The organism is Acidobacteriota bacterium (genome assembly GCA_028875575.1).
Lineage (GTDB): Bacteria > Acidobacteriota > Terriglobia > Versatilivoradales > Versatilivoraceae > Versatilivorator.
Genome location: JAPPDF010000100.1, coordinates 32,801 through 51,524, shown reverse-complemented (window position 1 = coordinate 51,524; position 18,724 = coordinate 32,801). Strand labels below are relative to the sequence as shown.

Annotated in this window: 22 protein-coding genes and 1 tRNA gene; 9 read left to right on the top strand and 14 right to left on the bottom strand. The window is 58.9% G+C overall.

Features of this window, described 5'->3' with window-relative positions:
• Positions 1 to 13: 13 nt before the first annotated feature.
• From OXI69_17180 to OXI69_17145, 8 genes are all read right to left on the bottom strand, one after another.
• The gene (locus tag OXI69_17180) at positions 14 to 559 is read right to left on the bottom strand and encodes a hypothetical protein (protein MDE2667877.1); all 546 of its coding nucleotides are present in this window, start codon (positions 557 to 559) and stop codon (positions 14 to 16) included.
• A gap of 16 nt (positions 560 to 575) precedes the next feature.
• The gene (locus tag OXI69_17175; GenBank protein ID MDE2667876.1) at positions 576 to 1,100 is read right to left on the bottom strand and encodes a hypothetical protein; all 525 of its coding nucleotides are present in this window, start codon (positions 1,098 to 1,100) and stop codon (positions 576 to 578) included.
• A gap of 145 nt (positions 1,101 to 1,245) precedes the next feature.
• Positions 1,246 to 1,827, bottom strand: a complete 582-nt coding sequence (locus tag OXI69_17170) for a hypothetical protein (protein ID MDE2667875.1) — start codon at positions 1,825 to 1,827, stop codon at positions 1,246 to 1,248.
• A gap of 508 nt (positions 1,828 to 2,335) precedes the next feature.
• Positions 2,336 to 2,812 (bottom strand): PH domain-containing protein, encoded by a 477-nt coding sequence (locus OXI69_17165; GenBank protein MDE2667874.1) that lies wholly within the window; start codon positions 2,810 to 2,812, stop codon positions 2,336 to 2,338.
• Between the two features lie 12 nt (positions 2,813 to 2,824).
• Positions 2,825 to 2,913 (bottom strand) — tRNA-Leu (locus tag OXI69_17160).
• Between the two features lie 413 nt (positions 2,914 to 3,326).
• The gene (locus OXI69_17155) at positions 3,327 to 4,325 is read right to left on the bottom strand and encodes a DUF4157 domain-containing protein (protein ID MDE2667873.1); all 999 of its coding nucleotides are present in this window, start codon (positions 4,323 to 4,325) and stop codon (positions 3,327 to 3,329) included.
• A gap of 23 nt (positions 4,326 to 4,348) precedes the next feature.
• A complete protein-coding gene (locus tag OXI69_17150) occupies positions 4,349 to 5,344 on the bottom strand; it encodes a ketoacyl-ACP synthase III (GenBank protein ID MDE2667872.1) in 996 nt (331 codons plus the stop codon).
• A 79-nt stretch (positions 5,345 to 5,423) separates the two neighbouring features.
• Positions 5,424 to 5,921 carry a DinB family protein gene (locus tag OXI69_17145; protein ID MDE2667871.1) on the bottom strand — a complete coding sequence of 166 codons (498 nt, stop codon included), beginning with the start codon at positions 5,919 to 5,921 and terminating at the stop codon, positions 5,424 to 5,426.
• Positions 5,922 to 6,082: 161 nt separating this feature from the next.
• Here OXI69_17145 and OXI69_17140 point away from each other — a divergent pair, with 161 nt between their 5' ends.
• From OXI69_17140 to OXI69_17130, 3 genes are all read left to right on the top strand, one after another.
• Positions 6,083 to 6,250, top strand: a complete 168-nt coding sequence (locus tag OXI69_17140) for a hypothetical protein (GenBank protein ID MDE2667870.1) — start codon at positions 6,083 to 6,085, stop codon at positions 6,248 to 6,250.
• Positions 6,251 to 6,353: 103 nt separating this feature from the next.
• Positions 6,354 to 7,070, top strand: a complete 717-nt coding sequence (locus OXI69_17135) for a tetratricopeptide repeat protein (protein ID MDE2667869.1) — start codon at positions 6,354 to 6,356, stop codon at positions 7,068 to 7,070.
• A complete protein-coding gene (locus OXI69_17130; protein MDE2667868.1) occupies positions 7,070 to 8,119 on the top strand; it encodes a deoxyguanosinetriphosphate triphosphohydrolase in 1,050 nt (349 codons plus the stop codon). Before OXI69_17135 ends, OXI69_17130 begins: the two co-directional genes overlap by 1 nt.
• Positions 8,120 to 8,212: 93 nt before the next feature.
• Here OXI69_17130 and OXI69_17125 read toward each other — a convergent pair whose 3' ends face one another.
• The 6 genes from OXI69_17125 to nrdR form a co-directional block, all read right to left on the bottom strand.
• Positions 8,213 to 8,833, bottom strand: a complete 621-nt coding sequence (locus OXI69_17125) for a hypothetical protein (protein ID MDE2667867.1) — start codon at positions 8,831 to 8,833, stop codon at positions 8,213 to 8,215.
• A gap of 23 nt (positions 8,834 to 8,856) precedes the next feature.
• Complete coding sequence (gene lepB / locus OXI69_17120) at positions 8,857 to 9,645, bottom strand: signal peptidase I (protein ID MDE2667866.1); 789 nt, start codon at positions 9,643 to 9,645, stop codon at positions 8,857 to 8,859.
• Positions 9,642 to 10,352: a ribonuclease III gene (gene rnc, locus OXI69_17115; GenBank protein ID MDE2667865.1), complete on the bottom strand. Its 711-nt coding sequence runs from the start codon at positions 10,350 to 10,352 to the stop codon at positions 9,642 to 9,644. The genes lepB and rnc overlap by 4 nt, the downstream gene beginning before the upstream one ends.
• 18 nt (positions 10,353 to 10,370) lie before the next feature.
• Positions 10,371 to 11,810: a hypothetical protein gene (locus OXI69_17110; protein ID MDE2667864.1), complete on the bottom strand. Its 1,440-nt coding sequence runs from the start codon at positions 11,808 to 11,810 to the stop codon at positions 10,371 to 10,373.
• 75 nt (positions 11,811 to 11,885) lie between these two features.
• Positions 11,886 to 12,926 (bottom strand): thiamine-phosphate kinase, encoded by a 1,041-nt coding sequence (thiL, locus tag OXI69_17105; protein ID MDE2667863.1) that lies wholly within the window; start codon positions 12,924 to 12,926, stop codon positions 11,886 to 11,888.
• A gap of 136 nt (positions 12,927 to 13,062) precedes the next feature.
• Positions 13,063 to 13,527, bottom strand: a complete 465-nt coding sequence (gene nrdR / locus OXI69_17100) for a transcriptional regulator NrdR (protein ID MDE2667862.1) — start codon at positions 13,525 to 13,527, stop codon at positions 13,063 to 13,065.
• Between the two features lie 446 nt (positions 13,528 to 13,973).
• Here nrdR and OXI69_17095 point away from each other — a divergent pair, with 446 nt between their 5' ends.
• From OXI69_17095 to OXI69_17070, 6 genes are all read left to right on the top strand, one after another.
• Positions 13,974 to 14,558: a sigma-70 family RNA polymerase sigma factor gene (locus OXI69_17095; GenBank protein ID MDE2667861.1), complete on the top strand. Its 585-nt coding sequence runs from the start codon at positions 13,974 to 13,976 to the stop codon at positions 14,556 to 14,558.
• A 71-nt stretch (positions 14,559 to 14,629) separates the two neighbouring features.
• Positions 14,630 to 15,319 carry a zf-HC2 domain-containing protein gene (locus OXI69_17090; protein ID MDE2667860.1) on the top strand — a complete coding sequence of 230 codons (690 nt, stop codon included), beginning with the start codon at positions 14,630 to 14,632 and terminating at the stop codon, positions 15,317 to 15,319.
• Positions 15,320 to 15,352: 33 nt separating this feature from the next.
• Entirely contained in the window at positions 15,353 to 16,219 is an 867-nt protein-coding gene (locus tag OXI69_17085) for a DUF4097 family beta strand repeat-containing protein (protein MDE2667859.1), read from the top strand.
• A 72-nt stretch (positions 16,220 to 16,291) separates the two neighbouring features.
• Positions 16,292 to 16,834, top strand: coding sequence for a shikimate kinase (locus OXI69_17080; protein MDE2667858.1), 543 nt, complete (start codon positions 16,292 to 16,294; stop codon positions 16,832 to 16,834).
• Positions 16,824 to 17,660: a hypothetical protein gene (locus tag OXI69_17075; GenBank protein MDE2667857.1), complete on the top strand. Its 837-nt coding sequence runs from the start codon at positions 16,824 to 16,826 to the stop codon at positions 17,658 to 17,660. Before OXI69_17080 ends, OXI69_17075 begins: the two co-directional genes overlap by 11 nt.
• A 113-nt stretch (positions 17,661 to 17,773) precedes the next feature.
• Positions 17,774 to 18,586: a M28 family peptidase gene (locus OXI69_17070; GenBank protein MDE2667856.1), complete on the top strand. Its 813-nt coding sequence runs from the start codon at positions 17,774 to 17,776 to the stop codon at positions 18,584 to 18,586.
• Positions 18,587 to 18,724: the final 138 nt, after the last annotated feature.

The following is an 18,724-nucleotide window of genomic DNA, read 5'->3' as shown; positions in this document are numbered from 1 at the left end:
GCGCCGTGCCGCCTCAGAAGGCGAACCCCACAGACACCGTCGATCGCAGCACCGGGACCAGGCCGATGCGGACTTCCGGGGCCAGGAACAGGCGCCTGGTCAGGAACAGGCGGGCGCCCAGGCCGGCCGTATAGTGAATGCGTCCCTGCGTTTCCCAATGGCGCTTGGGAAGTGAGGGATCGAAATGGGCCCTGGGGTCAGCCAGCCACGACCGGTACTGGGTGTATCCGACGCCGATGACCATGAAGGGTTTGAAACGCGAATTCGACAAGAACTCGTACTCCACCATGGGGTGGAAGAGCCTGGCGCGTTGCTTGTACAAGTCGTATTTGCCGAACAGATTGGCATGCAGAACCTCGAGGCCGACCCGAAGCCTCGGACCGACCGCGGCAGTCACCGATCCGCCTCCGGCCCAGGCTTCCGGCGGCGTGTCGTCCAAGCGGTACATGTAGCCCCAGTGAGCCCGCAGGTCGACTCGGTTCGGCTGTGCAGAGACAGGCTGGACGAGCAGGACAAGAGTTGCGACCATTCCCACGAGTAGCAGCTTTGATAGACGCATGACACCTCCAGGAAATCTAACGACGGGGCGCAAACCCCAGATTGACGGAGAAGCGAAAGCTCGGCGAATGCCCGATGCGGAATTGGGGAGAAATATAGAAGCGATCATTGCCCCAGATCTTGAGTCCCATGCCCCATCCCAACCCGCCCGGTCCCTTCCAAAAACGCCTTTTCGTACGATGGAAGTAGATCCCCCCTCCCATGATCATGTCGAGCGACCAACGCCTTGACGGCCTGGTGAGATCCTTGACCACGTTCAGGATCAGCATGTCGTCCCGGTGGTATCTCTCGCTCATGACGGTCATGAACGAGTATTCCGGCTCGAGGGCCCAGCCGCGCTTTCCAAAGTAGTGGCGGTAGGAAGCTCCGGCCGAGAGATGCTCGGAGGCCTTAGGGAAGGCGGCGCGTCCCAGGTGAAAGCGGAGTTCCGCCGGGCGAGACTGTGCCTCCAGGTGCAGGTTCGCAAGAACCACCAGAAAGAGAACTCCTGCGGCTTTGGCCAGCTTCAACCGGCTCCCATTGCCTGTTTTGGTGTTGGTCATGGTATCCCCCCTCCCCGATGGATCAGACTGGATGGCCTTTCGGGAAAACCCTCTCCGCATCCGGCCAACAAGGCCTCTGCTACCCGGTAAAACGACCGGCCAGCTCCCACGGCAGCCATCTGCCAGGTCTGTTCAGCAGCTCGCATCAATAGCCTGTGCGGTTGGGCGCTGATTGGGAACCACTCTCTTGACGCTTCCGGTGGTTGCGAGGCACGTTGTAGATACCCCCCATCCTGGGCGCCACCAGAAATGCGAAGGCCGTGGGCGCAGCGATGAACAGGGCAGCCACAAGCAACGTGCCCTTGGGAGTGAGATCTGAGCCCGGACGCAACACCATGGGCACTGTATAGGCGCTGCTGCCGCCCGCGGCGATCCATCCCTGGTAGCGCTTCCTGAAGGGCCGCCGGACCAGCACCCTGCGCACATCCTGCTTGCGGAGCGTGCGGGTTTTACCGCGCGGCAGCAGCAAGGTGACGGAATCGCTCCGAGCCGAGTGGAAGACGCCCTTGATCTTCCTCTTCCCTCGCGGGGCCCGGTCCTTGTAGAGCAGCACGGTGGTGCGTGTCCCGGGTGTGACGATCTGCACCCTGGTCCAGTCCCGCTTCACCCGGAATCCGGCAGCCGCCTCAGGGGCGTTGCTCGTCATCAACAGGACCAGCACCAGCGACACCCCTACCGCTCTGGCCATCTTCGAATGCGTTCCACCAATGACATTGGCATGGGTCATGACATCCTCCTTTCCCACTTGCTGGACAGGTCGTTTCAGGAATTGCCCGGCTCCGTCGATCCTGCAGGTGCCTGGAATCAACTCCGTCGGAATAAGGTCAAGTGAATCCGTAGCGGAGTTTCAGTCGAACTACACTTCCCTGATGCACGTGCCATGCCAAGTTGGAAGACCGACGAAAAATCCTGTAAATCTCTGATAATAGATGGCTTAAAACAATGACCTTCCAACAGGCAGCTCGGAGGTGCCTGTCAGGGATTTCCGACAGTGACAGCGCCGTTATCCAGTCACCGGTTGAATAATGCGGAAGGAATGGAGGTCGGCAGTGGGGACGGCATCCTTGCCAGGCTGCCTACAGCACTGCCACAAGCTCGGTGGCGTTGCTGCCAAGCACGACCGACCTGGAGTCATTGGTAGCGAACTAGCCGTTGATAAACAGCTTGGAGGGCACCCGGGGGCGGGGACGAGTCGACTCGGACACCACGAATCGGAGTGAATTTGTGGTGAGGCCTTAGTGTCGGCCTTCCCCGCTCCGAAGCAAGGTATCGCCTCGGACCTCGAGTTTCGGATCGGCCTGGCTGAGGTCCTGCAGAAACTTCATTTTGTCTTCGGGTGAGACGAGGGTTGCGCAGGCGGGTTCTGCCGACTCCCAATCGATCCTCAGCCTGTCCAGAGACCAGGCCGGGGCGCTATTCCAATCACTGGAGGGAGATACTCGCCGAATGGATGAGATGGGTATTTTCTTCCGCGTAAGACCCGAGCGAATGGTGAGGGTGGTGTGTTTGATTTCGTAGTAGAGCGGGTAGAGCAGGCCAAAAAAGATCCCAATTATTAAAAATGATCCTATGAATACGTTGAGCAGACTGGGACTCCAATCCTTTTCGATCCACAGGTAGATACCCAGCAAGAATGGAAATAGAAGACCGACTGCCACTACTGCGACCAGCCACCCATCCTTTTTGGAGTAGTGCTTGGAGTAGTAGGTCACGGGCGGGAGACCTGGTGCCGGAGGGGGGACTTGAACCCCCACGTGGGGTAACCCACGCTAGATTTTGAGTCTAGTGCGTCTGCCAATTCCGCCACTCCGGCAGAGTGGGGTGAGGTTAGCCCGCATTTCTCACCAGGCCGCTGGAGGCATTACAAGAAGTAGATTATCTTCAGCACCTTGATTGGCTCAATGTCAAGGGCTTGCGCATCACAGACGGCGCTGGGCATGCCCTGGCTTGTCCTTTTCCCTTCAGCGCGCACAGGCTCCCTCGACCGTAGAAACCGCTACGCTCTTCGGTCGCGAGCACGCGCTGAAGGGAAAATTCCTGCGCCATGATCATGCCCCCTGGTGAGAAATGCGGGCTAGGTGAAGCAGCCCCCGTAAATGGCCCCGGTTCGGAACGGATTCAGCGATCCTCATCCCGGGACGGCGTGGAGATTAGCATGCCGCCACCGATTTGTAAACGCGGTCCCGACACGCGGTCGCCACCATGAAGACAGGAAGATGGCGGCCGTTACTGCCCATCCGGGCCGGCCGAGTCGCCCCCGGCTCTCAGAACGGACCGGATGCCTTCAGCCACCTCGGGCGACGGGAACCCGGTCTCTCCCGTCACGATCAAGGCGAAGTTGACCGCCAGGATTTCTTCGGGATGGATGATGTAGGAGCTGTTCCTGCCGATCTGCTCGAAGAACCCCGACACTTCCTTGACCTCGACCAGCTTGGGCTTTGAGCCGGCCGGAGCGGAAGCAGTGGCGGCCTCGTCTTCCACGGCTTTCAGCAGAAGGCGAAACTGCAGATACCTGAAGAAGCTGCCTCCCTGAAGGGGGTCGTAGCGCTCGCTCCTGGAGTAGAGTACCGGGACTGCCCAGAACTGCCGCCCCTCATGCTGCACGCGGATGCGATGGGCGTTGACGGGAGCATCAGGGTTGGTGATCCTGCGCCGGGCGAGGGGCTTCGGCAACTCGACCTCGGGACAGCGTTCGAATCCGATCACCCGGTACAACCGATCCCTGATGTCCCGGTCGTGGCGGGACAGGACGTGGAACAGCTCATGGGCAACCAGTTGGGCGAGCTCTTCCGGAGACTGGTCGAGCCTGGTACGGGGCAGCACGACGGCCTGACCCCGGGTATAGGCTGCTCCTCCTTCCTCCTCTCCAGTGGTATGGACGAAATGAACGGTCTCCGGCCAATTCAGGGAATATTCACCCAGCGCGGGGCGAATACGATCGAAGGCCTGCTCGACTCTTTGCCTGTCCGCGCTGTCCCATTCGACGACCTTGCCGGCGACAAAGTTCAGAAACTCGGTCTCGGACACTTCCCGGTCGGTCTTCAGCCGAGCGGCCCGATCGAACGGGCTCAGGCGTCGGATAAAGCCATCCCGGGTCCGTAGGATTTCTCGGCCTTCTTCCAGTGACGCGAAAAGGAGGCTGATGGAAGGCGCCGGCTCTGTCTGCGCCAGGGCAATGGTTGCCCCCAGGCAGACCAGGCCGACCATGCAGAAGCGATGGGCCATTTCTTACCCGACTTCCTGATATTCTACCAACGCAGGATGGAGGCGCCCCAGGTAAATCCGGAGCCGAAAGCGGCCAGCACAACCACGTCTCCGGGCTGGACCCTGCCCGCTCGGACGGCTTCGTCCAGCGCGATGGGAATGGATGCCGCCGTGGTGTTGCCGTACCGTTGAATGTTGCTGAACACTCGTTCCGGCGGGATTTTCAGGGAGCGCACCACCGCTTCCGAAATTCGCAAATTGGCCTGATGCAGGACCAGGAGGCCGACATCCTCAATTTCCAGGTGGTTATCGGCCAGGGCTTCCCGGACGCTTTCCTGAAGGCGGTCGACCGCATGTTTGAAGACGTAGCGGCCGTCCATGTGCGGAAAGTGGCGGCCCTCTCTCAGCATCTCCTCCGTCAACCGAGGGTGTTCCAGCGAGGTCGGCGCCTCCAACCACAGTTTCCGGGCATATTTCCCCTGGGCGTGCAGTGGGCTGGAAAGGATTCGCCGGTTTCCGTTCTCCGAGCGGCCCACCACGACGGCCCCGGCGCCGTCACCGAAGATGACTCCAACATCCCGGCCGTGGGTATTCATCTCGAGTCCGGAAGAATGGACCTCGGCGCCGACCACCAGGATGTGGCGATAGGTGCCGGTCCTGACGAACTGGTCGGCGATGGAGAGACTGTAGACGAAACCCGTGCACTGATTGCGGACATCCAGGGCTCCCACCGTGTCAAGGCCCAGCTTTTCCTGCAGCAGGCAGCCGCAACCCGGAAAGTTGTACTCGGGACTCAAGGTGGCGAAGATGATGAAGTCGATCTGGTCGGGCGTCAGCCCGGCAGACTGCAGGGCCCGGTGGGCGGCCTGCAAACCCAGGTCGGTGGGACCGACTCCCGGCTCCACGAAACGCCGTTCGCGGATTCCCGTCCGCTGCCGGATCCATTCGTCCGAGGTGTCCATCACCTCTTCCAGATCGGCGTTGGTGACAATCTTTTCGGGCAGGTAGCTTCCGGTACCCAGGATTCTGGCGTTAAACATGGCGTTGGGCTTGCTCACACCTGCGAAGATCGGCCCGAGAACCGGTTTCTACGTCAACGACTCTTCAGGCTTGCCGGAGTTACCTCGGCTGCTCTCGGTAATAGAGCATCAGATCCGTCCCCTGCGGAGTGGCGCCGACCTGCCGGAGCATGGCGGCAATCTGTCCACGGTGATAGCTGGAGTGGTTGACGACGTGCAGCATGGCCCGCCAGAGCCGACTCGAATACCTGCTCCCCTGGGGGGTGGTCAAGGCGATGGATTGCTGCAAACCGGCGACGTCCAGTTCATCGACGAAGGCGGCAAGGGCGCGATCGACTTCTACCCAGCGACGGTTGGCTTCTTCGGGACTCGCAAAGGCTTCGGAGGGCAGGGGCCGGCTGGCCGACTGGCCCTTCCAACGTCTCAACCAGTTCCACTGGGCCGACACCAGATGAGCCACGGTCCCCTGCAGGGAACCGAAACTGGCGCCCAGGTCGCGTTTGAAGACTTCCGGATCCAAGTCCCGAATGGAATTCCTCACCCGCCCGTTGGCCCACCCGTTGTAGGCGTACAACTCCGTCAGATCCTCTATTCCCATGGTCGCAGCCTCCCTTCACTCTCGCTGCCGGATTGGCTCCCCCATTTAATGACGTTTTGTCGATGTTGTAAACCCAAAGCGGCCTGCCGGGACACCGCCACAGGACGGTGGGCAGGAATGGAGCAACACTTGGCCTCGCCTCCGCCCGGACCGGAGCATTTTTGAAGGAAAAACGACCGATCACTGGAAAAGAAGAACCGAGCCTTTTGCACAATTCGGCAGCGGAGCGTTTGCCGGGAATGGCCACAAAAGGCACAAAAACACCAATGGTGCCTTTTGTGCTTTTTGTGGTTACACAGCATTTTTCACCAGGTCACACCCGAAATTGACAGTGCTGGAGGACGCTGCTAGCATTGGTTGCTTCCGGCGGTTCTCCGCACCTGGGGCGACAATTCCGCCGCTACTGAAATTCAACAACTCTGGGAGAATCTCTTGGCCCGACTGACCCGGCATGAAATCCTGAAGGAAGACCGCTTCATGATGTTGGTGGATGAGACCCGCCACTTCTTCGCCAACAATCGTTCCGAAATCCTGCGCGGTCTGTCGGCCGTCGGAGTCGTAGCCGCTCTGGTGGCAGGCTACTACTACTATTCGGCCAAGCAGGAGGAGCATTCCAAAGAGGAGTTGGCCCGAGCCCTGGCGACCTACCATGCAACCGTGGGCAAGACCGAGTCGTCCGCATTGAGGGCTCCGGTTTTCTTTGAGACCGCCACACAGAAATATGAACAGGCCCTGTCGGAGCTTCAGGAAGTCATCTCCCGGCACGACTCCAGGGCGGCCGGCAAGATCGCCACGTATTACTCGGGCCTTTGTCTCCACCGCCTCGACAGGAGCTCGGAGGCCGTGTCTCTGCTTGAACCTCTGAGCCGGGAGCAGTCGGACTTCGGCGCATTGGCGCTGGCAGCCCTGGGAAGCATTTACGAGGACACCGCAGACCTGGCCAAGGCAACCGAGGTCTATCAGCAGTTGGTTGAACGCAATGCCTTGACAACGCCCGGAGAGACCCTGGCAATGCAGGCGGCCCTCCTTTACGAGCGACAGAACCAGAAGGAGCAGGCCGCCGAAATGTACCAAAAGGTCATCGACGAATTCCCCACTTCACCTGCCTCTACCGAAGCCGAGCAGCGGTTAAGGAAAATTGATCCCTGATGGTTGAGACCCTTCGTCAACGGGCGGAGGAGCACGAGGCCCAAACCCTGGCCCCTCAAGCAACCCTCAGCATCCGGACTCGAGGCCGCCGGAAGCAAGAGTCTGCCTGCGCCATCCGAACCGCCTTTCAGCGCGACCGCGACCGCATCCTCCATTCCAAGGCATTTCGCCGCTTGAAACACAAGACCCAGGTGTTCCTTTCGCCCGAGGGTGACCACTACAGGACCCGCCTCACCCATACACTCGAAGTCGCCCAAATCGCCAGAACCGTCAGCCGGGCTCTGCGACTGAACGAGGACCTCACCGAGGCGATAGCGCTGGGGCATGACCTGGGTCATACTCCCTTCGGGCATGCCGGTGAAGCCATATTGGATGAACTTGCTCCCGGCGGCTTTCGCCACTACCGCCAGAGCCTGAGGGTTGTCGACAGGTTGGAGCAGGAGGGACGGGGGTTGAACCTTTGCTGGGAAGTGAGGGACGGAATCCTCAAGCACTCCAAGGGCGCGGGCGCGGTATTCACCAGCCAGGACAAGGGACGCCCCTCAACCCTGGAGGGTCAGGTCGTCAGAGTTTCCGACGTGATCGCCTACGTGAACCACGACCTGGATGATGCTCTGCGGTCGGGGCTGATTCGAGAGTCCGACATCCCCAGGGAGTTGACGACTGCCTTGGGCAAAAGCCACTCGCTGCGAATCGACACCCTGGTCCGGGACGTGATCGGCTCCAGCCTGGCAACCAATCTTCAAATTATTTGCATGAGCCCCCCGGTCCTGCAGGCGATGATGGAAATGAGGCACTTTCTCTATCGGACAGTCTACGCGCGCAGCATTCCCAAGGAAGAATTACTCAAGGCCAAGAAGCTCCTGAGCGATATCTACCACCATCTGTTGGCCCGTCCCGACTGCATTCCCAACAGTTTCCGGCGTCCTGAAGAGGGAGTCGAACTGGCCACGGTCGATTTTGTGGCGGGGATGACCGATCGCTTTGCTCTGAAACTTTATGACAGCCTGTTCCTGCCAAGAGGTTGGAGCGCTCGGCCGACCCATTGATCGAGCAGCGATTGGCAGTCACTGGCGGAGTGAGTGTCCATTGCCGGGAGACAATCTCCCGGAAGGGATTGTCCTGCACGATCCGGGCGGCCATCAGGCGCCATAGCGGACGAAGACCTTGCCCGGCATCAACTCGATGCTTTGTATATTGAAGGGGAGATCGAAATCGGTGTTGGGCCCTGCTCGGGGATACTTGGGAAGCACATAGTGATCCAGCAGCAAATCGATCAAGACCCTGGGGATCTCCTGGTCATCGATCCGGATTCCCAGAACATCGTATCGGCCCAGCCCGTTCTCACCTGTCAGCTTGCCGGACACCTCCACCCAGTGTTCTCCCTGAAGCAGTGCCCACACCAATGACTTGCGGGCGGCGGCGGAGTCGGCCTGCATTTCATCGAAGTCCACCAGGGCCCGGGCGGATAGCTGGTTCGGCTGAAAGCGGAAATGGATCCGTCTCACTCCCTTGGGGTAATGCCGTGAAATCTCGTGTTGAAGGAAGGCATCGATCTCGGCCTCGGTGAACTCGGCCTGCCCTGCGGTGGAACCCGCCGGCGGAAGGGCGATGGCCGCCAGCTTTTTGGCAAATGCCTGGGCCGCGGTCCGATTGGCCGCCGGGGCTGGTCCGGATGCTTCCGAGGGTGCGCGTAGGAACCGCCAGGCGCCCGCCCCCAACAGAAGGAGACCCAACAAATAAAGAGCCGTTCTTCTCCCCATGCGGTTCCTGCTGCTCCCCGTTCTCATCCCACCAGCTTGAATGTCCGATCCCAACGGGTCTTGCGAAAAAAGTTCAACAGGACATCCGCGAACCGACCGGTTCGGTCCGAAAGCGAATCCTGCAGGTGTTGCCTGGGCCCCGTCTCGAACGACCAATAGATGATGAATGCTCTGCCCACGATGTTTTTTCGAGGAACGAATCCCCAATATCGACTGTCGGCACTATTGTCCCGGTTGTCACCCATGGCAAAGTACCGTCCGGGCGGGACCACGACGTCCTGGCCATCGGTAAATTCCTTGAAATACCGGTAGGCCAGGTGAATATCGCGGGCCTGATTGTAGTCGGCGAAGCGATTGATCTGGTCCTCGCTAAGCGGAAAGGTGTCCCTGATTTCCACGTTGTTGCGTCCCGGACGCTTATGGAACACATAGGGCTCGGCCACGTGCTCGCCGTTCCGGTACAACCGCTGGTTTTCCATACGGATGCGATCTCCCGGCAGCCCGATGGCCCGCTTGACGTAATGCTTGGAGGGATCTTCCGGGTAGCGGAATACAATGACATCGCCGTGCTTCACCTGCTGGAACGGAAGTAGCAGCTTCAGCCATCCCCCCGGATGGCCATAGACGAACTTGTTGACCAGAAGGTGGTCCCCAACCAGCAGATTGTCCTCCATGGAGGGCGTGGGAATCTTGAATGCCTGGACCACGAACGTCGTTCCGAACAGCGCCAGAACGATGGTCACCACGAAACTTTCGAAGTATTCGCGCAGGGTCGATTGCCTGGGTGGGCGATCGGCGTTATTTGAAATCACGTTTTCCACGATAGCTGTCGCTCTACTCTCTCCAGGGCCTGGCGGGCCGCGTCCTGCTCGGCGCTTTTCTTGGTCCTGCCTTGACCTTGAGCCGTCGGCTCACCCCCGATGGTCAATCGTACGGAAAACTGTCGTCGATGACTGGGACCGGACTCTTCGATGATCGAGTATTCGGGCGGCGCCTCACGGAGCGAGTGCAACCTCTCCTGCAGCCTGGACTTGTAATCGCAGGAAACGAAGCGCCCCGATCGGATGTCCCCCAAATCCTCTTCCAACTGCTTCAGTACAAACCGGCGGGCTGCGTCCATCCCGCCATCCAGATACACCGCCGCCACCAAGGCCTCGGTCGCGTCCACCAGCACAGCCTGTTTCTTGCGGGCGCCGCCTTTCTCTGCGCCCTTTCCCAATCTCAGGAATCGGCCCAGCTCGAGGCCGGAGGCCATGCGAAACAGACTGCTGGAACTGACCAGTTGGGCTCTGAGCTTGGAAAGTCGACCCTCGGAGAAATCGGGGTGATTCACGAGCAGATATTCGCCAACCACGAAGCCTATGATCGTATCTCCCAGGAACTCCAACTGCTCGTTGTCTCCCTGCTCGACCCGGCATTCATTGGCATAGGAGCTGTGTGTCAAGGCTCTGACCAACAGGGACCGATCCTTGAACAGGTACTCGATTCGCTCCTCCAGGTTTTCGAGCCCGTGTTCCATGGCCGGAATTACTCTACCTCACTTTGGTTGGAAGGGTTCCAGCAATCCGCTCCGAGCAACGGCTTGGGCGCCCCGTGTATTGTCGCCCAGGGCAACGGCAGCCCGGTACTGCAATATTGCCTCCTCCCGGTCGTCGTCCAGATCGAAAAGTCGTCCCAGATAGATATAGGCCCATACCTTGACCGAGTCCGGACAGGAATCCGAGGCCACCGTTCTGCCGAAAAAATCCCTGGCCTCATTCTTGTCACCGCGGCTGACGGCCACGATGCCCAATCCGTACAAAGCCTCGCCGTTACGGGAGTCGTGCCGGTCCAACACCAAATTGAAGAGCTCCGCGGCTCGTTCCAAGTCGTCGCTTCCCAGGCTGGCCTTGGCCTGGCGAATCAGGCGCTCCACTTCCGTCAGCCGACTCAACGGCGCCGTCTCCGCGGGCGTTGAACGGACAGCTTCTTGCCGGGCTGTCCAGACCGCAGCAACGTCCAGCCCCGAGAGTAGCGTTCGGTAATACAGTTGAAATCCTTCGAACTCCTCCTCAAACCGTTGCAGGGCAGCGAAAAAATGGGGGCACAGCAGGGCTCCCGAGCGAACAGCCTCATTCAGGGACGCTTTGGCCTCCTCCTCCGCCAAGCGATCGAGCCGCATCTCCACTGCCTTGATGAGGCTTTCGGTAACCATCTCCTGCACCCCTTGTCCGGCGCTCTCCGGATGCTCGCTCCCGTCCAGCATCATCTCGGTCAGAACCTTTCTCTGCTCAACCGGCAGCGGATACCTGGCGGCAAAGGGATCCAGCAGGAAGTGCAGAAACTGATGGCGGATTTCCGAAATCTTGGGGGACTTGGATGGACTGAAGAGAAAATAGTAGCTGCTTTGATAGGTTCGTGCATTGAAAGTATTGGGGGGAACCAGGTAATCCGGCACCAGCACCAATTGCCGCCCTCGATAGACGCCCGACCGCATCCTGAGATATCCCTCCGTGGTCATGATCATTCGATTGATCAATGGGCGGTAATCCAGGACGGCGCGATCATGAAGATGCCTGTAGCGGCTCCAGACCGATTCAACTCTTGCCTTGGCGTAGAACTCCCCCAGCAGACTCGTCAGTTCGACTACGGAACCGGCGTCGGGAGGCATCCGACCCGGCCCCAGAAGCGGCTTGAAGTCGGGAGGGCCATCGATGACGAACGCCAGCGAAATATATTTGGTCAGTTCCCTTCGTGGATCGTCTCCTCCGCGATGGGACTCGTAGAAATTCTTCAACCGTGCCTTCAGTCCGGTGGGAAGATCGCGAAAATCCCGGGCGATCGGGAGGCCTGCCGGATGAAGCAGGAGCGAGCCCTCATCGAATCCGGCGGCCCGCAGTGCGCCCAGAACGGTAAACACCCGAATATCGGGCTGAATCAGAATCGAAGGTATTTGGGCCTGGCCCCGGCCACCTGATGCCAGCAACAGGATCAGCACTCCGCAGACGCGAACTCCGTCCCTGAGCATCGACGATGGAAGAATTGTGGACCGGTTGCCGAACACAGTAAGGATCTATTTTTGAAAATGGTCGAATCCGCCGGACGCAAGAGGTCTCAAGCATCCCCGTTCTCGAAGCCAACACGCCCCGGGCTCATCGGTAATACGGCCGATTTCGTGAATCCCAAGGCCGTCCAACCGGCCGGGAATCTGATGCCGACTCCCGTGTGGCACCGTGAACAGGAGCTCGTAATCCTCGCCACCATTCAACCCATAGTCTAGCAGGGGCCGTTCCACCCAGGAACCGACTTTTGGGCTGATTCCAGGCAGGGGTATGCGGTCCGCTTCAATCACGGCGCCCACCCGACTCGCTTGGCAAAGATGGTGAAGGTCGGTAGAGAGCCCATCACTCAAGTCGATAAGAGCGGAAGCAAAGCCGTTGGCTGCCAGCCAGCAACCCATGCGATTTCTGGGTATCGGCCGCAGATGTCTTCCCGCCAGGTGCGGATAGTAACGGGCCCGCCGGGGAGCCCGCCGAAGCAACTCCAGTCCTATCGCCGACGCCCCAAGTTCCCCGGTGACAAAAAGGCTGTCTCCAGGACGAGCATTCTTTCGAGTGCGAACCTGCTCCGATTTCACTTCTCCCAAAATGGTCACGTCCAAAAACAAGGTTTTCGGAGACGCACACAGGTCGCCTCCCAGAAGCGCGGCCCCGCTGAGTTCAGCCAGCTTCAACATGCCCCCATAAATCCGGGTCACAAAGCTTGGTGGCTTTTCTTCCGGAAACGCCAATGAAGTGGTGAATCCCAACGGCTTGCCTCCCATGGCGGCGATGTCGCTGAGATTAACGGCCAGGGCTTTCCAACCCAGATCTTCCGGTCGAAAGTAGTCCAGATCGAAGTGAATGCCCTCTACAAGGGCATCGGTCGAAATCAGCAGCGTATGCCCCGAGGACGGGACCAGGGCGGCAGCGTCGTCGCCAAACGAGATGGAAACGTTTTCGGATGGTGAGAGAACTTGGCGGGCGAGGCGGTGTATGCGTTCGATCAGCCTGGTTTCACCCTGAACGGAGGACCGGACCGCCATGATCCCTACGTCCTCCGGAACTGCCGGCATTCCCTGGAGTTCCTTGGCATGGGGGAACTCTCGATGTGGGCGCCCCCCCGTGGGAGTCTTCGGGCATTGCGAAACACGGTGGCCATTGTGGAGGGATCCATCGCCTTGAGTGCAGGCACGACGCTGCCGCACCCGGTCAGCCTGTTCTCTCAACTCTGAGCAGTTCTCGAAGCTCTGCCATGAACTCCTTGATGTCCTTGAAATCCAGGTACACCGAGGCATATCTCACATAGGCCACCTTGTCGAGTTGACGCAATCTCTCCATCAGCATTTCGCCTATCTGAGCGGTTTGTCTCTCGCGGTTGCCGGACTCGTGAACAAAGGATTCGACTTCATTCACGATGGATTCCAGTTGGTTCATGCTCACCGGACGCTTCTCGCAGGCCTTCAATAGACCCACCATCAGCTTCTGCGGATCAAACCTCTCCCGAGACCCATCCTTCTTGACCAGCAAATAGGGAATCTCGTCGATCCTTTCGTAGGTGGTGAATCTGCGCCCGCACTCCGCGCACTGGCGGCGGCGGCGGATAGCCTCACCTTCCCTGCTCTCTCGGGAATCGACGACCTTGTCTTCAAGGTGACTACAATAGGGACACTTCATATCGTTGGGTCGGGAAAAACCAGCCAATCACGGTCAACAAGGGGAGTCACGACCCCGGGTTCCGAGAAAAGTCGCGACTAACCCTACACAGAAAGCCCTCCCCAGTCAAGAAACTGACCGGCTTAACCGTTGATGTGTCGACGCTTAACCGATCATGCTCCCCACAAACGGAAATTGGCTGCGCCGCCGATCCCGCTCCGGCCACAGGATGCGGACTCGACTGCCCGGAACTGCCGTTCAGGCCCTCTTTCCACAGGTGGACAAGCTCCTTTCAGAGGTTGACACCTTCCCAACCATCCGCTATTTTCGACCCTCAGGCGGACCGCATTGACTCTTGTGGATGTGATAAGTCATTTGCAGATAACAACTTTTGGCATCCGTTCGGATGCGTGTCCGGACCTGTTCGCCAACGGTGCGGCTGCCCCTGCGCCGGCAGGTTCTTACAGATGACCGAAGCTCAAGCCATCGCTGGATGCGTCGCCGGGGACCCACAGGCGTTCGAGGTGCTGTACAACATGCACAAGCGCCGGGTCTACTCGCTCTGCTTGAGAATGGTCCGCGATCCGGCAGAGGCGGAGGACCTGAGCCAGGAAGCCTTCATGCAGCTTTTCAGGAAGATCGGCACCTTCCGGGGAGACTCGGCGTTCTCGACCTGGATGCATCGCCTGACAGTCAATATCATTCTGATGCGCATCAGAAAGAAGGGGCTGGACCAGGTCTCGCTGGATCAGGACCGCGACGACGGGCAGGATCTCCCTCCCAAGGAATATGGAACCGAGGATATCGACCTGTTGGGCGTTGTGGACCGAATCACGCTGGAAAAGGCGATAGCAGCACTGCCCAAAGGGTATCGGACCGTCTTCGTCCTGCACGACATTGAAGGATATGAACACAACGAAATTGCCCGGATGATGGGTTATTCGGTCGGAAATTCCAAGTCCCAGCTCTTCAAGGCACGCCTCAAGCTCAGGTCCCTGTTGCTGGACAAGAAGCCGAATTTGGAAAAAAGAGGACTCAAGGCATCACCATAGCGATTTTATGTATCTAACCTACCAACGGTAGGAATCTTTACGTTCACCCGGGTTGGTTGAGGATAGCCCTTATGATCAAATGTACGGACATGCTAGAAGAGGTCTCGTCGTGGGTGGATGGAGAACTGGATCCCTCGCGGGCTGAGGCAGTTGAGAAACATCTCAAGTCCTGCCCCCTCTGCGCTGCTTTCCATAAGGACCTCCATTCCATCCGCGCAGGCGTGGAAGGGTTGGAGCCCCTGGATCCGCCCGAGCATCTCTGGACCAACCTCCGATTCCAGCTCGAAGCCGAAGGGCTCATTCGCTCCAAGCCCAAAGAATCCTTCTGGGCCGCGCTTCTGCCCAAGCGCTTGCCTGACTTGAAACCCGCCTGGAGCGGTGCTATATTGGCTTTGTTTCTCGGGGTCGGGTCGCTGCTGGTATTCGATTTGACCACCCGCTCGCCGGTGGTTCCGGTTCCCGCGGTCTCGACTTCCCACCAGGAGGCCGTTCTCGAGGAACTCCGCAAGGCGGAGGCGAATTACCGCGCCGCCATCGAGGCGCTCAGCGCAAGCTCCCGCGAGAAGCTGGAGAGCCTGGATCCGGTCCTGGCACAGGTATTTCACGACAATCTGGCGACCATGGATTATTACCTGCACGAGTGCAAGGAGGCGGTGAAAAACAGCCCGGAAAATCCGCTGGCCCACCGGTACCTCTTGGCCGCTTATCAAAAGAAAGTCGAGTTGATGCAGACCATCGTGACCTCGGATTCATTGTTATAACTCCTGAACATGAGAGGTTTTGCAACCACGATCATGACCAATCGCCAAACTCTCCTGACCCTGCCAGTTGCTCTGATGCTGGCAATTCCCGCGACCTCAGCTCCGCACGACCATCGCGAGGAAAAGATCTTCAACGTCGGGGACTCGCCCACCATCATCCTTGTGAACTATTCCGGCTCGATCTCCGTGGAGGGCGGCAAGAACAAGGTGGTGACGGTGATTGGGATGAGGCGTTCGGAGAACGTCGAAATCGATACCGAAGTCGGACCTAACCGGGTGCGGATCACCAGTCACGTGCTGGACGAGCTGGCCACCGCCGAGAATACGGTGGTGGACTATGAGCTCTACGTTCCGGAACAATCGAACCTGGAGATTCGATCCAACATGGGCGTCGTTACGGTACACAACATTCGAGGCCAGGTAAGCGTGGACGTGGTGGAGGCAGAGGTCAAGGTGGCCGGGGTCGAGGGTTACGTCAATGCCTCCTCGCTCGGACGGAAGGCCGTGCAGGTCACCCAATCCAAGGGAACCATTCACGCCACCACGGTGACTGGAGACATTGTGCTGGACCAGTTGGAAAGCGACAATGTCAAGGCCAACTCAACCCTTGGCAACATCACCTACAAAGGGGATTTCATGGGTGGAGGCTCCTACAATCTTTCCAGTACCGACGGTCAGATTTCGGTCATCTGCGATGAGGAAGCCTCGGTGGAGTGGGAAGCCCGGACGTTTAAGGGGAGCATCAAGACCAACCTTCCCATCAAGTCCAAGCAACACCGACGGCTGTGGCGTGACCGCCATTCGCTCTTGGGCACCCTGAACGAAGGTGCGGCAACCGTGCAGCTCTCCACCTTCAGTGGCCCGATCCAGATCAAACGCCAGTCTTCGGAAGAGTTCTAGCCCTGGTTTCTTCAAACCTGCCGAGCTTCAACTGAAGGTATGCCCAAGCCCACTTGGGCTATTTTTTTGCAGATGGAAAGAGACCGTGTCTTTCTGGTCGGCTTCATGGGCTCCGGGAAGTCGACTGTCGGACCGTTGCTGGCCAAGCGCCTTGGATGGCCCTTCCTGGATCTGGACTCCATGATCGAGGACTCCTTCGGTGGTCCCATCCACCGAATTTTTGCACAGCACGGCGAACCCTTCTTCCGCCAGATGGAAAGCGATGCCTTGAGGAATCTGGGGCGGTGGAAGAACTGCGTCGCAGCCCTGGGAGGCGGTGCATTTGTGGACCCGGGGAACCGTCTCCAAATCAGTAAGCTGGGACTATCGGTATTTCTCGACCTGGCCCTGGAGAGTGTGCTGGAGCGATGCCCCCCGGACGGCACCCGACCGCTCCTGAAGGATCCGGCTTCCCTCCAGGAGCTCTACTCCTCCCGATTGCCCCTGTACCGGTTGAGCGATTTTGAGGTCGACGCCTCCTTGCCCCCTGATACAATAGTGAGCGCCATCCTGGAAAAGACCCGTTTGCAGCCCTCACCGAGACACACTGCTACCCCTCCTGACCATGGGCGTTAGGCTAATCATCCTGCTGGCATTGCTGTTGTTTCCGCATCCATGCCGCCTGCTGGCGGCTGCGCCCACGCTGCAGGCCCAGCAGGAGTGCGAGGAGTTGGAGGAGGACGAGGAGCCTCCACCGATTACATATTCCGGACGCGAACTCGGCCGTTTCAGAATATTTTTCGCAGGAGAGGAAATCGGCCACGAAGATTTCGACATTTCGGGAAGCGCCAATCGAATTAAAGCCAGCAGCCGCACCCAACTCACCATCACCAGGGATGACCCTGTGGAACCTCCGGAATATCTGGACGAGGAAGACTATGAGGAATTTCCACCCCCCGACCGTCCGCCCGCTGAACCGGTGACCTTCCGCATCCAGTCCACCTTGCGTTTCAATGACCTGTTTGAACCGGAGGATTACGAAGTAGTGCAGGATGCGGGCCCCAATCGAATGAGTGCCAAGGTCAGGTTTCTGCCGGATCGAAGCCGGGTATCCTATATTTCGGATGAAGGTGTAGACCGGAAAAGAATCGAATTGAAAAAGGATGTGACCGTCCTGGACGACAATGTCTTTCACCACTATCTGATCCTCTCCAAGCGGTACGACCTCTGCCGGGGCGGCCTTCAGGAGTTCTCCGCATTCGTTCCGCAACAGTTCCTGGCTGGAGGAATCAGCGTTTCCGAAGTGGGCAAGGAGGAAGTCGAAATCGAGGATCAACCCCATTGGCTGCGCCGCTTCCTGGTCGACACGGGAGAATTCAAAGTCAATTTCTGGCTTGACAGTGACCTGAAGCTCAAGAAACTCACCATTCCGGATTCCGAAGTTGAGGTCTTCCGGGAATAGACTGCCTGTATTCCATGACCCACCGCCACCCATGCCCAGGGGTTCCCACAGGGCTTGTCAGTCTGCTCCTGGTTGGCATTGTCGCCGTCAATCTTTCGGGACAGAGTCGCCCCTTGAGCGGTGATCGGGCATTCACCCATGTGGAGCGCCTGGTCAGCTTCGGTCCCCGCCCTCCGGCTTCACCCGGCATAAAGAAAGCCCAACAGTACATTACGGACGTTTTGCGCCGACTCTCCCTGGAGGTCGAACACCAGAACTTCCTGGCTTCGACTCCCAATGGCAACCTGCCCATGAAAAATATCATGGGCCGCTCTCCGGTCGAAAAGGGGAAGGTAGTGATTCTGGCCAGCCATTACGACACCCACTTGATGACAAACGGCGTCTTTGTGGGGGCCAACGATGGAGGCTCCAGCGTAGGACTGTTGCTGGAACTGGCGAGGGTGCTCTCGCGCCGGAAACTGAGCTTCTCCTTGTGGTTTGTCTTTTTCGACGGAGAAGAAGCCCAGAGGGCTTGGTCGCGCACCGACAGTCTTTACGGGAGCCGCTATTTCGTGGAGCGTCTCAGAGCCCGAGGTCAGACCGGCAGAATCAAGGCCATGATTCTGATGGACATGGTGGGCGACAAGGACCTGGTGCTGGAGAACGACCTCAGCTCGACCCCATGGCTGATGGGCCTGGTGCGAGACTCCGCCACCGAGTTGGGCTATGGACAACACCTTTCCGGTAATCCGATGGCCGTGCAGGACGACCACATCCCATTTACCGAGGTGGGTATCCCGGCCGTGGATCTGATCGATTTCGAATTCGGACCGAACAACCGCTACTGGCACACGCCGCAGGACACACTGGACAAGGTCAGTCCCCGAAGCATGGAACGGGTGGGACAGATCGTGTTGAAAACTCTTGAAAAACTCTCGGCGCGGTGAGAGGAGGACAGTCCCCCTAACCGCGACGAAGGGAGGAATCATTCGAGAGTGAAACAGGAGCCTCTTACCAACCCCGGAGACTGGCCCCCCCACCGGTTCGACTGCGGGCGGAGCCCTTGTCTCACCGACTCCCCCTCC

Bases quoted from the DNA above. Each gene is read 5' to 3' on its own strand.
- OXI69_17145 (MDE2667871.1), bottom strand. From the start codon at position 5,921: ATGGGAATAGAGGATCTGACGGAGTTGTACGCCTACAACGGGTGGGCC.
- OXI69_17125 (MDE2667867.1), bottom strand. From the start codon at position 8,833: ATGGGGAGAAGAACGGCTCTTTATTTGTTGGGTCTCCTTCTGTTGGGG.
- OXI69_17075 (MDE2667857.1), top strand. From the start codon at position 16,824: ATGGGCGTTAGGCTAATCATCCTGCTGGCATTGCTGTTGTTTCCGCAT.
- OXI69_17150 (MDE2667872.1), bottom strand. From the start codon at position 5,344: ATGTTTAACGCCAGAATCCTGGGTACCGGAAGCTACCTGCCCGAAAAG.
- OXI69_17090 (MDE2667860.1), top strand. From the start codon at position 14,630: ATGATCAAATGTACGGACATGCTAGAAGAGGTCTCGTCGTGGGTGGAT.
- OXI69_17080 (MDE2667858.1), top strand. From the start codon at position 16,292: ATGGAAAGAGACCGTGTCTTTCTGGTCGGCTTCATGGGCTCCGGGAAG.
- rnc (MDE2667865.1), bottom strand. From the start codon at position 10,352: ATGGAACACGGGCTCGAAAACCTGGAGGAGCGAATCGAGTACCTGTTC.
- OXI69_17155 (MDE2667873.1), bottom strand. From the start codon at position 4,325: ATGGCCCATCGCTTCTGCATGGTCGGCCTGGTCTGCCTGGGGGCAACC.
- OXI69_17180 (MDE2667877.1), bottom strand. From the start codon at position 559: ATGCGTCTATCAAAGCTGCTACTCGTGGGAATGGTCGCAACTCTTGTC.
- OXI69_17130 (MDE2667868.1), top strand. From the start codon at position 7,070: ATGGTTGAGACCCTTCGTCAACGGGCGGAGGAGCACGAGGCCCAAACC.
- nrdR (MDE2667862.1), bottom strand. From the start codon at position 13,527: ATGAAGTGTCCCTATTGTAGTCACCTTGAAGACAAGGTCGTCGATTCC.
- OXI69_17175 (MDE2667876.1), bottom strand. From the start codon at position 1,100: ATGACCAACACCAAAACAGGCAATGGGAGCCGGTTGAAGCTGGCCAAA.
- OXI69_17085 (MDE2667859.1), top strand. From the start codon at position 15,353: ATGACCAATCGCCAAACTCTCCTGACCCTGCCAGTTGCTCTGATGCTG.
- OXI69_17170 (MDE2667875.1), bottom strand. From the start codon at position 1,827: ATGACCCATGCCAATGTCATTGGTGGAACGCATTCGAAGATGGCCAGA.
- OXI69_17095 (MDE2667861.1), top strand. From the start codon at position 13,974: ATGACCGAAGCTCAAGCCATCGCTGGATGCGTCGCCGGGGACCCACAG.
- thiL (MDE2667863.1), bottom strand. From the start codon at position 12,926: ATGCCGGCAGTTCCGGAGGACGTAGGGATCATGGCGGTCCGGTCCTCC.